This window comes from Peribacillus sp. B2I2 (assembly GCF_041261685.1).
In the GTDB taxonomy this organism is placed as follows: Bacteria; Bacillota; Bacilli; order Bacillales; family DSM-1321; genus Peribacillus.
The window spans coordinates 582,664-594,978 of record NZ_JBGCCB010000001.1 but is presented as its reverse complement, the minus strand read 5'-3'; the positions used below and the strand labels follow the sequence as shown (position 1 = coordinate 594,978).

The window sequence follows — 12,315 nt, the reverse complement described above, 5'->3', positions numbered from 1 at the left end:
TCCCCTGTTGCTTCAATAAAGTGCTTGATGGAGTTCAAACATGCAGCAACAATTACATCGGGATGTACCCTTTTGCCATAAAACAAATATCAAAATAGAACTAAATAAAGCTACGAATCTGTTTATTTGATAAATAACCTGAAAAATCAAATTGGGTTAAGGACTAATTAATCCATTAGAAAAGGGCTGCCGCAGCAACCCTCATTTTTTACTTTGATTTTCTTATCAATGCAGCAAAACAAACTTCGCTTAGAAAAATCAAAAGTGAATTATAGGTTAATCACTTTATCTTCCGTCTGAGCATCTGTCTGAGCATCAGCTTGTCCACGTTTACCTATTCCAAAAGCGAAATAACTAATCACAACAATACCTAGAAAACCTATTCCTACCATAAGCGACATCCGTGTGTCATCATTAAACCACATGCCGATTAACACCATAATCAAGAAAGCTATGGTCAGGTAGTTTGTAACAGGTGCAAATGGCATTTTGAATGGATGATTGTCCATCTCGGTTTTTTTTACTTTTCTGAATTTAATCTGGCTGATCAGAATGACAAACCACGGAATCATACCAGGAAGTACACTCGCACTGTATACATGCACAAATAAATTTTCTGGTGCAATATAACTCAAAACAACGCCAATCGCTAACCCGACTATCACTCCGAACGTACCGAATAATGGGACACCGCTATTTGATACTTTCGCAAAGAATTTTGGCGCTTGTCCATTCATACCTAATGTATAAAGCATACGGCCTGCACTGTAAATACCACTATTGCAGCCAGACATAGCAGCCGTGATTACGACAAAATTAATGATTCCAGCTGCTGCTGTAATACCAACTTTCGCAAAAGTAGCAACAAATGGGCTGCCGATCGCGCTTAATTGATCCCAAGGGTAAACGGTTACAATAATGAAAATCGCACCGATATAGAAGATTAAGATACGCCAAATGGTACTTTGAATCGCTTTGGTTATCGTTTCTTGCGGATTTTTTGCTTCACCCGCTGTAATCCCAATTAGTTCTACACCTTGATAAGCTGCAACGACTAATGAAAGAGCAAAGAAGAACCCTTTCCAACCGCCCGTAAACCATCCACCATGTTCCCAAAGATTCGATAACCCTAATGCTTCTCCTCCGTTACCGATGCCAAAGAAAATAAGTCCAAATCCTGCAACGATCATTAATATAATCGTTATGATTTTAATCAGTGCAAACCAAAATTCAATTTCACCAAAGGATTTAACAGAAATTAAGTTCGCTGCTCCTAGAATCACCATTGCGATTAAACCTGGTATCCACGCAGGAAGATCAGGGAACCAATACTGCATGTATGTCCCAACTGCAATTATTTCAGCCATCCCGACAATAACCCACTGGAACCAGTTACTCCATGCAGTCATATACCCTGCCAATGGATGAATGTACTTATAGCCAAAAGTTGCAAACGAGCCTGTACTTGGTTCTAAATACAACATTTCCCCCATTGCACGCATAATTAAAAATATAAATAACCCTGAGATTGCATAAGCTAACATTACAGAAGGACCTGTCCATTGAATCGTGCTGGCTGAACCCATGAATAAACCAACACCAATTGTACCGCCCAAAGCGATCATCTGAATATGACGGCCTTTTAACTCCCTATTCAAATCTTTGTTTGCCATTCCATTTCCCCCTACACTACTAATAGTCGATTCTGATGCAAGATGTTTATTGCTCTCCCTATTTAGTACAGAAATGATATAGCAGGCTCCACTTTTCACTATCATAAAGCTGCCCCATAAAATCATTCTTCACTTCTAATTTAAGCAATCCTGACAGTTAATAAGATTCTTAAAAATTATAACGTAATTCCAGATCGTGGATTTCAAGTTAATGCTGTATCAAGTATCATAAGAACTTTGAACCAAGCATTTAACCTAATCACCCACTCGCATGGAAAGCGCTTACTTTTTATTGGTTTTAAAAGTGAAACCCTTAAACGTTATCTGAATATAGTAACTCGAATAAAAGAGTATTACAACTCTTTTATTCGGCTACTAGCAGATATATTTATGCTGTTACTAAAAGTGACCTTAATTTCAGCTTCACCAACATATCATTCGTCATTTTTTCCAAATCATATTCCGCCTTAAATCCCCACTCTTCTTTTGCACAGGTTGAATCTATTGTATTTGGCCAACTATCGGCAATGGATTGTCTTACTGGATCTACGTCATAATTCATGACAAATTCCGGAATATGCCTTTTTATCTCGGCTGCAATTTGCTCCGGATCAAAGCTCATTGCAGACACATTGAAAGAATTCCGATGTTTTAATTTTGAGGCATCGGCCTCCATTAGGTTAATGATGGCAGCTAATGCGTCAGGCATATACATCATATCCATATACGTTCCCTTATCAATGTAAGAAGTATATCGCTTGTTTTTAATCGCTTCGTAGTAAATTTCAACTGCATAATCGGTTGTTCCCCCGCCAGGAGGTGTAACATATGAAATCAATCCCGGGAATCGAAGCCCCCTCGTATCAACCCCAAATTTATGATGGTAATAATCACATAATAACTCCCCTGATACCTTATTAACTCCGTACATCGTATTCGGTCGTTGAATGATGTCTTGCGGTGTCCAATCCTTTGGTGTGCTTGGACCAAACGCACCAATTGAACTCGGTGTAAATAATTGGCAATCAAGTTCCCGTGCCGATTCCAAAGCATTGACCAATCCGCCCATGTTTAAATGCCAAGCTAAAAGAGGCTTCTTTTCAGCTGTTGCTGACAATAAAGCAGCTAAATGTATGATCGTATCCACTTCATGTTTTTTTGCCATATTAAACATCGCTTTTTCATCTGTAACATCTAAAGTCTCGAATGGACCTGATTGGACAACATCGCTGTCCGTTTTCCGAATATCTGTTGCAATGATATTGTCAGATCCATAAATCTCTCTCATTTTCAGCGTAAGTTCTGAACCTATTTGACCTAAAGCCCCCGTTACCAAGACCTTTTTCATCAAAATCCCTCCCCTTTTTCTCTCTGCAGCAAGCAATTCCCTTAAATGATCGACATCTCTTTTCCTACTTTTTCATAAATGGCTAGTGCCCTATCCAGCATCTCTTTTGTATGAGCAGCTGTAGGCATATTCCTCACTCTTCCTGTTCCCTTTGGAACGGTAGGAAATACGATGGATTTAGCATACACGCCTTCTTCATTCAGTCTCTTACTGAATTGCTGCGTTTTTGCTTCATCTCCTATAATGCAAGGCGTAATCGGTGTTTCGCTCTCCCCGATATCAAACCCTAATTCTTTTAGGCCCTTTTTCAAGTACTCGCTATTTTCCCATAGCTTATTTTGAAGATCTGAGCTATTCATCAAAATATCAATGGCTTCTATACTAGCTGCAACTGCTCCCGGTGTGACAGCAGTTGAAAATAAAAATGGACGGCTTCTCACTTTTAACCAATCAATTAAATCTTTCTTTCCTGCTACATAGCCACCTACAACACCTATCGCTTTGGATAAAGTTCCAATTTGGAAATCCACTCTATCCGATAACCCGAAGTGTTTTACCGTTCCAGCACCATTACCCAATACCCCTGAGCCATGTGCATCATCAACATAAGTAATTAAATCAAACTCTTCTGCAATCTCAACAATTTCAGGGAGCTTGGCAATATCCCCATCCATCGAGAAAACGCCATCAGTAATGATCATGACCTTGTTATACAATCCGGACTCTTTTGCTTGACGTGCTTTCGCTCGTAAATCGTCCATGTCCGAATGAATGAAGGGAATAATCTTTGCTTTGGATAATCGACATCCATCAATGATAGAAGCATGATTCAATTCATCCGAAAGAATGGCATCATGTTTATCCATCACTCCTGAAATCGCTGCCATATTACAATTGAAGCCCGATTGATAAGCAATCGCCGCTTCTGTATGTTTAAATTCAGCAAGCTTTTCTTCTAATTTGACATGAATATCCAATGTTCCGTTGATCGTACGAACGGCACCAGCTCCGACACCATATGTTTTCGTTGCTTCTATGCAAGCCTCTATCAATCGTCGATCTGTCGCTAAACCTAAATAGTTATTTGATGATAAATTAATTAACTCTCTGCCTGCAATGGTGATTACCGGACCGTTTGGACCTTCTACAGGATCAATAACGTTGTAAAGGCCTTTTTCTTTTAAATCTTCCAAATTTTCTTTCAAAAATTTATTTAATATTTCACTAGACATTTAATATACCCCCTCATTGATGGTTGGAATAAGTGCAGGATTATTATATGTTTTACCCCAATTTCAAGAATACTGAAATTTACTCTTTTTTCTAAAAATACATGTGTCCTCTCCATAAACACATAGGGAAGTAACCTAAATCCCTTTATACTAATAGTTATATCAATCATAATAATAGAAAATTTTAAGGTTGTCCATATTGTGTGGACAAAAAAATCGGAATTTTTGTAGTTTTGTAATAAAGATCGCCCAAAAATATGTTTAAATCGGGGTAAATTCAAAGAGAATATCATCATCAATTTTCCAAGTTAACCTATGTTTTATCTTCTGGTTTTTTGGAGACCTTAACAAATGATCACAAATAAGGAGGGGTATAAAGTGAAAACAGAAGATGAAAAAACCTCAGAAGGCTTAAATGAGATTTTTGAAATTATCAATGCAAAAGGTGACATAGGAGAATTAAAAGAAATCGTTCAAAAATCCGATGACCAAATAAAGGAAGACAAGTAATCTAAGAGGATTTAATTATCCTCTTTTTTTATCGTTTTCCATGGTTCAAATGGACAGTTTGAGTCAAATACACAACAAAGGGCCCATCCAAACTTCCATTTAGTTCCATAAAAAAAGCTGATGACCAGCTCCTGAAAGTTGAGGTAAATTTCACGTACAAGAAAATTAAAAAATGTTATGCACATGATCAGGACGAATTAGGATTTTTCCCATTTCCCCCTTCCATTATCCACACCTTATGCACAGCTAAAATTGAAGCCAGTTCCTTTCTTTGATGCCGACTTCGAATTTACATTACGGGTTCATCTTTTTAAGTAAAGGACCCTCTGAATTTTTGTTTTCCCCTATTACAAAATTCGTCATCTAATAGGTCAAATTAACCATAATGATTATTGGTTTTTTTAACAATAACTCATTCACAAAGTAAACTCCGTTTGGGATTTGATCCAATTACAACACCGATATATAAACATATATACCGCATGTCACTTGAAAGTATGTTCATTGGTGGAAAAGATATCGGCATTCTTTGAAGATTGTACATATACCGCTCCTTTTCTTGATAAACAATAAGGATACCAACTAGATCTTCTCCTTCAAGTTAGGCTTGAGTTTATTCCTACATCTATTGTCAGCATAAGTGAAATAATTAACAAGAAGAGATATCCAAAGGGAAAAAGGAGAATGACTATGAATATCCCCATCCAAATTTCACAAAACCAGACTTTTTAAAAGGTTAATGAACTTGTATAAATGAGCAGAAGGTGCCTTAGGGACACCTTCTGCTTTTTTTGCCATTTCACACTTTCTAGTGTCTTCAATAAAATCAAACGAAAAGAAATAGACCCTGAAATCGGAAATGTTTTTCCCGAAACCAGGGCCTAATATGATGTACTTGATTAAAATAGTTGCTATTTCCTGAACCCTTATCCCCTATATTTCAAAGCTAATCCTTTTAAGAAATTCCTGGCGTATCGATCTCCGCACTCTTTATAATTCCTATGGCCAACTTTTCTTAAAATAGCGCTTAATTCTCCTTTGGTTATCATGACTCCTGCTTCCTCCAAGATATCAATCATATCCTCACTGGTTAATGTCAATGCTATTTTCAGTTTCTTCAGAAGGATATTATTCACACTTTCCTTATTCTTTACAGCCGGTGCCTGGCTTTGAGGCTGACCAGGTTTTGGCTCTTGTCTCCCTCTTTTAAAAATGATCAAGCCATTTAAAAAGGACTCTAACATCATGTTATTGCAGTTTATCCCTTCTTCATCTTCATCTATATCATCGTCGTATTCATCATAGTAATCATCTTTTGGTTTTGTGAGCATCTGCATGACTTCTTCTCTTGTCACTTCAATGTCCCCAAGTTTAAATATCTCTACCATATCGTTATTTTTTATATCCAGCGCGTATCTTAATCGAATTAATATATCATGATTATGCATCTAATAACCTCCTATGTATTTCTCAATTTTCACAGTACCTTCATTATTTCACAAATGGATGGAAATAAACGCAGATGAAAATCCGAGAACCTTTTACAGATTCCCGGATCCTTCTGCTTATTCTTTAATCAGCTTCAACGAGGTAACTACTTCAACATGACTCGTCTGCGGGAACATGTCCACCGGCTGCATGGTTTCAACGCTATATGAACTGCTTAGTTCTTGTAAGTCCTTCGCCAATGTGGATGGGTTACATGATACGTACACAATGGTTTTCGGTTTAACTTTCAAGATTGTTTGCAGTAGGGATTGATCACAGCCTGATCTTGGCGGATCGACGACGAGTACATCCGGTTTCCAGCCTTCTTTGGTCCAGCGTGGCAGGATATTCTCGGCTTTGCCTGTTTCATAGTATACATTGTTGCGATTATGTTTTTTTGCATTTTTCTTGGCGTCCTCAATGGATTCTTTAATGACGTCCATTCCTCGGACTTCTTTGGCATTTTCAGACAGCCATAGTCCAATGGTCCCTACGCCGCAATAAGCGTCAACGACTTTTTCCGTGCCGGTTAAAGCTGCTGCTTTTTTCACTTCATCATATAAGCGAACAGTTTGGACCGGGTTAAGCTGGAAGAATGTACGCGCTGATAGTTCGTATGATATGTCACCCAATGTTTCGTTGATGACTTTTTCGCCTGCCAAATGAATCGTTTTTTCCCCAAAGATAAGTGAGGTGTTTTGGTTGTTGATGTTTTGAACGACCGATTTCACTTCTGGCAGTTGGTCACGAATTTGTTTAAGCAGCTGATCCTTTTGTGGAATTTCTTCCGCTCCTGTGACAAGGACAACCTGCACTTCACCTGTTTCAAAGCCTACCCGAGTAATGACCGTACGGATTACACCTTTTCTTTTTCTTTCGTTATAAATCGAGATATTCAGGTTCTTTAGTATCTTTTTCACCGTACGTGTTACTTTATTGGTTGCCTTATGCTGTACAAGGCAATTCGGGATATCGATCAGTGTATGGGAATTCAAACCGTAAAGACCAGCAATCAATTTGCCATCTTTTTGGCCTACTTGGTACTGACTTTTATTGCGATAATTCCATGGATCTTCCATGCCGATCGTTTCTTTTATATTTAATGAAGAAACTGGGAATTCCGAATGACGTTCCATCGCTTGAATGACGATATCGCGTTTTTCTACAAGCTGCTGGTCATAGCTTAAATGCTGTAACTGACATCCGCCGCACTCTGCGTAAACCGGACATGGTGCTGCAATCCGATGTGGCGATTCTTTCCGGATGGTTTTAATTTTCGCTTCGGTAAAGTTTGGCTGTACTTTTGTGACCAAAGCTACAATTTCTTCACCTGGCAATGCTCCAGGGACGAAGACGACTTTCTTTTTAAAATAACCGACTCCCTCTCCGTTAATGCCAAGCCGTTTAATGGTAAGGGGAAGGGTTTGATTCACTTCCAGTTTTGTATCTTGAATGTTTGTCATTTCTTTTCACTCCGTTTTTCGATGCTTCTCCACAAATAGAGGGAAGCGTAGCTTAGATATGGAGCCCAGTTCACACTATAGGATTCCATTTCTTCTTGGGTTGGCTTTTGCGGTAAGCCATATAATATTTTCAAGGCATTTTGAATGCCAATATCGGCTTTGGGAAATAGGTTCTGCCGGCCGAGTCCAAAAAGCAGGAAGTTTTCAGCCGTCCATCTACCGATACCGCGTATTTTTATTAGTGTATCCATAACCTCTTGATCGGAAAGCTTATCCATTATACCAAGATTGAGATGGCCCTGAATGATTTGCTCGGAAAGCCCGATGACGTATTCCGCTTTCCGGCCACTGAATTGAATGGCCCTTAATTGCTCAACTTGAAGTTGGGCGGTTGTTTCCGGTGTCGGATAAAACCAGGCACCTTCTATCTGGTAGCCGAATGTTTTAACGAATCGTTCCGTGAGCGTATGAGCAAAAGATAGGTTTAATTGCTGATGTATGATGCATTTGACGAGGCAACTGTAGTAATCGAAGTCCAAGACTATGGCTGTACCGCGGTGCTCCTCGAAGATTTCCCGCAAATCGGATTCCCGAAAATGCCGAGAAACGCCTTCTAATGGCTGATGCCAATGAAAAACCTTTTTTAACCGTTCGATTGCTTTAGACTTGTCCTCTTCTGAATGACCTTTGATGATAAAAGATGGTTCTTCGATATTTCCTATTGCCTGAACCTGCAAAACGATTGGTTCTTTTTCTATATATAGCGGAACTTTTACCGTCCTGTTAGTAAAATCAACTACCTGAAGTGGGTCTAACGATAATCGTTCGAGAACTAGATCGAAATTATAGGGTCCTTGAACCTGTAATTTTTCTGTCCACACAATCGATCCATCCTTTAGCAGTTTTCCACGTATTATAGCATGTTTCCAGAAATATTACTTGAAATAGAGGAGAATGGATAAAAGCGGGACCTGAATCATCACTACAGGACCCGCTTTTAATTTTAATAAAGCATTCGGTTTGGCAATTGTTTCTCAATCATTAAATCATCAAGGCTGCTGAATGTGTATCCCTGTTTTTCAAGATCCGTCAGTATCGAGTCGAGTGCTTCCGCATTATCCCTCGATACTGTATGCAGTAATAATATCGCGCCGGGATGTATCTGCTTAAGCACCTCATCGTGTGCGAACGCGGCACCCTTTTGTTGATCGACAATCCAGTCTCTATATGCCAGTGACCAAAAGATGTGGTAATACCCTTCTCTTTTTGCGATTTTCATTGTTCTTTCATTAAATACCCCACGAGGCGGCCTTAAGTAATTCATTCCCTGTTGCCCGGTTAATTTTTCCGTCGCTTTTTTTACCCGCTCGAGCTCAGTGCGAATGACATCGTCCGTCACGCTGGTCATATCCGGATGGTTCCATGAATGGTTCCCTACGATATGCCCTTCATTAGCCATACGGATAACAAGCTCAGGCGCCGTTTTTAAATAATGACCCGTGACAAAAAAAGCTCCAGGAGCCTTATGTTTCTTCAGAACATCTAAAATCTGTGCCGTATAACCATTTTCATAACCGTTATCAAATGTTAAATAAACGTCTTTTTTCTTTGTATCCCCTTTATAAATCGCTTCATATTTAGGCAGCATTTCATTGAATTTTTTACCGGCATCGGCAGGTGTCCCATTTCTTCCTTTATTGAAACCCCAGTTATAGGATTCCGCAAAAGCTGGACTTGCCAAAGAGCATATCAAGCATATAAAAGCGGACAAAATCACCATTTTTTTCATTGGAATATCCCCCATGTTCTTTTTTCTTAGTGTTTGGAACATAGAGATTTATATGCATGATATTGTGAAGGCCGAATTATCGAATTGTGGGACGAATCCTCTCAACAAAATCTTAATCCCACGCAAAAAAGGCCTTTCCTCCGAAAAGGATTGGCCCCTCCATATTGGTTTATCCTTTAAATAACGCTTGTGCCGCCTTCCAAATAATGGCGATAGCAAAAATGAGAACTGTTACAATTCCGACTACGTCCAGGAATGTTTCAAGACCGGAGAAGATCGTGTTTGCCACTGGAAGTTGGATGAAAGCAAAACCGGTTAACATGGCGATAAAGAATAAGATGTAGCTATTCTGCATGAAAATCCCCCCTTTCTCTTCTAATGTATGTGCGACCGTTCTAAAAGATTGTACTTTTCTGAGGTAATTATCGCCTTTTTTTTCATATACATTTAGCAAGGGGGGAATGAAATGCTTGAATGGGTTATCACGCTAGGCTTTGTTGGTTGTCTTGGTTTAGGTGGTGGAGTGTTTATTCATTTTGTGAAAAGTGGATTGAATTTAGAGGATTCTTCGAGGGTCGATCCACTGCCGGAATTAGAAGAGTAAGATAGCAAAAGACGCTCAACCGATTGGTGAGCGTCTTTTGCCATACATTTATTTAAAAACTGGTTCTTTGAATTGTGCCAATTTTTCCAATGAAGATTGCTGAACATCTTTATGCAAGCTGTTACCATGTGAATCCATGGTAACAACGGCTGTAAATCCTTCAACATTCAGATGCCACATTGCTTCAGGAATACCAAATTCAGTGAAGTTCACGCCTTCTACGGATTTGATGCAGTCTGCATAATATTGAGCAGCTCCGCCGATTGCGTTTAGATAAACGCCGCCGTGTTCACTTAGTGCCTCAAGTGTTTTTGGTCCCATTCCGCCTTTACCGATAACTGCACGGATGCCAAATCGTTTCATGATATCACCTTGGTATGGTTCTTCACGAATACTTGTTGTTGGTCCCGCAGCCTTCACATGCCATTTACCTTCTTCGTCCTTCAGCATTACTGGTCCACAGTGATAGATGATTTGTCCATCCAGGTCGATTGGAGCAGGATTTTCAGATAAATGTTTGTGGATAGCGTCACGGCCCGTATACATTCTGCCGTTAATATGAACTACGTCACCAACTTTCAATTCACGGATTTGCTCTTCCGTGATAGGTGCTTGCAGGGTGATTTCACGGGAAGCTTCAACGTCGGATTCTACAGCGGCTGCCACTTCTTCCTTCGCTTCTTTTTCTGCTTCTAGAGCGAAGTCGATTTTCTCTCCTTCTTGATATAACCACTCATTGATTTCGCCTGTTTCCGGATTCACTTTCACTCCTAAACGGCGGAAAGCCCAGCAGTTATAAGCCACGGATACGAAAAAGCTTGCAGGAATACGGTGCATGACACCGATTTTACATCCAAGCAGTGTAGTTTCGCCGCCAAAGCCCATCGTGCCGATTCCCAATTCATTAGCTGTCTTCATGATGTAATCTTCAAGTTTACGAAGATCTTCATTCGGATTCACATCTTCATTACTGCGGAAAAGTTGAGCCTTAGCCAGATCATATCCGGATGAACGGTCCCCGCCGATACCAACGCCGATGAAGCCGGCACTGCAGCCTTGTCCTTGTGCTTGGTAAACAGAGTGAAGGACACATTTACGGATTCCGTCCAAATCACGGCCCGCTTTCCCCAATCCTTCAAGCTCCATAGGAAGACTGTATTGGATGTTTTTGTTTTCACAGCCGCCACCTTTTAAGATGAGACGAACATCAATGTAGTCTTTTTCCCATTGATCGAACTTCATGACAGGAAGACCTTCCCCAAGGTTATCCCCGCTATTTTCACCCGATAAAGAGTCAACGGCGTTTGGACGAAGTTTTCCGCCCTTTGTTGCTAAAATGATTGCATTTCGGATTGCTTCTTTTATTTCAAGTTGGTTCACGCCAACTGGAGTTTTTATTTTGAAAGTCGGCAGACCCGTATCCTGACAAATCGGTGATACATTGTCGTCAGCCATTGTAATATTATTCGTGATGGTGGCCAAGCTCAATGCAGAACGAGTACCTGCATTTTCACGTTGTTTTGCACTTTTGACCGCACGACGAACATCCTTTGGAAGATTCGTTGAAGTTTCAACGATAAGACTGTACATACTTTCTTGGAATTTTTGAATATCCAAATTTCTCTTCCCCCTCTTATTTCCCCTAGATTTAATCATTTCCCTGCTTCTCTATAAATAGCGAATGATACAACACCCGTTTTATTATACATCTAACATAATCTTTCGAAAACAAGTAATTATTTTTCTTAATGAAAAGCAAATTGGTGAGGAATCTTCAAAGCCCAAGAATAGCCCATGATTCAATTTTCATCACCAAACATTTCCTATTTGTTTTGAACGCCATTCATCATTATATATAAAAAAGAGATGACGCAGGTTGCACGTCATCCCTTCATGAATATTAACATTGAAAAAATCATACTATCGAAACAGATATTATTCTTCCCTGGTTTTAAACTGTTCAACTTTGCCTTCCAAATCATCTATCATGCCGATTAAGCGGTCTATATCTTCCAGTTCAGTATTTTCAGGTTCGATATGATCAAGAACCTCCATGAACATCGTTAGGCGTTCTTTTAAGTATGTTAATTGTTCGTTTTTACCTGTAATGGATTTTCCCATGTGGCACTCTCCTTCCATTCTTCTTTCATCGTAACGAAATCTGCTTGAAAGTGCAATGGCAAGCTATAAATGCAGCTCTCCGCCATT

12 protein-coding genes are annotated in these 12,315 nt (G+C 39.6%); 2 read left to right on the top strand and 10 right to left on the bottom strand.

Annotated features, from left to right (window positions below; translation table 11 throughout):
• Positions 1–269 precede the first annotated feature (269 nt).
• The 3 genes from ABIE66_RS02940 to ABIE66_RS02930 form a co-directional block, all read right to left on the bottom strand.
• Entirely contained in the window at positions 270–1,673 is a 1,404-nt protein-coding gene (locus tag ABIE66_RS02940; protein WP_370013801.1) for an amino acid permease, read from the bottom strand.
• 388 nt (positions 1,674–2,061) lie between these two features.
• Positions 2,062–3,021, bottom strand: a complete 960-nt coding sequence (locus ABIE66_RS02935) for an L-threonine 3-dehydrogenase (protein ID WP_289333542.1) — start codon at positions 3,019–3,021, stop codon at positions 2,062–2,064.
• 41 nt (positions 3,022–3,062) lie between these two features.
• Positions 3,063–4,253, bottom strand: coding sequence for a glycine C-acetyltransferase (locus ABIE66_RS02930; RefSeq protein WP_289318066.1), 1,191 nt, complete (start codon positions 4,251–4,253; stop codon positions 3,063–3,065).
• Between the two features lie 378 nt (positions 4,254–4,631).
• Between ABIE66_RS02930 and ABIE66_RS02925 the strand changes: the two genes are divergently transcribed.
• Positions 4,632–4,763, top strand: a complete 132-nt coding sequence (locus tag ABIE66_RS02925; RefSeq protein ID WP_289323623.1) for a hypothetical protein — start codon at positions 4,632–4,634, stop codon at positions 4,761–4,763.
• A gap of 926 nt (positions 4,764–5,689) precedes the next feature.
• Here the strand turns inward: ABIE66_RS02925 and ABIE66_RS02920 are convergent.
• The 5 genes from ABIE66_RS02920 to ABIE66_RS02900 all read right to left on the bottom strand — a co-directional run bounded on the left by ABIE66_RS02920 (position 5,690) and on the right by ABIE66_RS02900 (position 9,858).
• Positions 5,690–6,211, bottom strand: a complete 522-nt coding sequence (locus tag ABIE66_RS02920) for a YehS family protein (RefSeq protein WP_289323622.1) — start codon at positions 6,209–6,211, stop codon at positions 5,690–5,692.
• A gap of 117 nt (positions 6,212–6,328) precedes the next feature.
• A complete protein-coding gene (gene rlmD, locus ABIE66_RS02915; RefSeq protein ID WP_289323621.1) occupies positions 6,329–7,714 on the bottom strand; it encodes a 23S rRNA (uracil(1939)-C(5))-methyltransferase RlmD in 1,386 nt (461 codons plus the stop codon).
• Positions 7,711–8,595 carry a DNA-3-methyladenine glycosylase family protein gene (locus tag ABIE66_RS02910; RefSeq protein WP_370013800.1) on the bottom strand — a complete coding sequence of 295 codons (885 nt, stop codon included), beginning with the start codon at positions 8,593–8,595 and terminating at the stop codon, positions 7,711–7,713. Before ABIE66_RS02910 ends, rlmD begins: the two co-directional genes overlap by 4 nt.
• A gap of 122 nt (positions 8,596–8,717) precedes the next feature.
• Positions 8,718–9,503, bottom strand: coding sequence for a delta-lactam-biosynthetic de-N-acetylase (gene pdaA, locus ABIE66_RS02905; RefSeq protein ID WP_370013799.1), 786 nt, complete (start codon positions 9,501–9,503; stop codon positions 8,718–8,720).
• A gap of 169 nt (positions 9,504–9,672) precedes the next feature.
• Positions 9,673–9,858, bottom strand: a complete 186-nt coding sequence (locus tag ABIE66_RS02900) for a hypothetical protein (protein WP_053533703.1) — start codon at positions 9,856–9,858, stop codon at positions 9,673–9,675.
• Positions 9,859–9,969: 111 nt separating this feature from the next.
• Between ABIE66_RS02900 and ABIE66_RS02895 the strand changes: the two genes are divergently transcribed.
• Positions 9,970–10,107: a hypothetical protein gene (locus tag ABIE66_RS02895; protein WP_370013798.1), complete on the top strand. Its 138-nt coding sequence runs from the start codon at positions 9,970–9,972 to the stop codon at positions 10,105–10,107.
• A gap of 48 nt (positions 10,108–10,155) precedes the next feature.
• On the opposite strand, the gene ABIE66_RS02890 is transcribed toward ABIE66_RS02895, so the two are convergent.
• Positions 10,156–11,724, bottom strand: a complete 1,569-nt coding sequence (locus ABIE66_RS02890) for a fumarate hydratase (protein WP_289318073.1) — start codon at positions 11,722–11,724, stop codon at positions 10,156–10,158.
• Between the two features lie 318 nt (positions 11,725–12,042).
• The gene (locus ABIE66_RS02885) at positions 12,043–12,228 is read right to left on the bottom strand and encodes an SE1561 family protein (RefSeq protein ID WP_089362622.1); all 186 of its coding nucleotides are present in this window, start codon (positions 12,226–12,228) and stop codon (positions 12,043–12,045) included.
• Positions 12,229–12,315 lie beyond the last annotated feature (87 nt).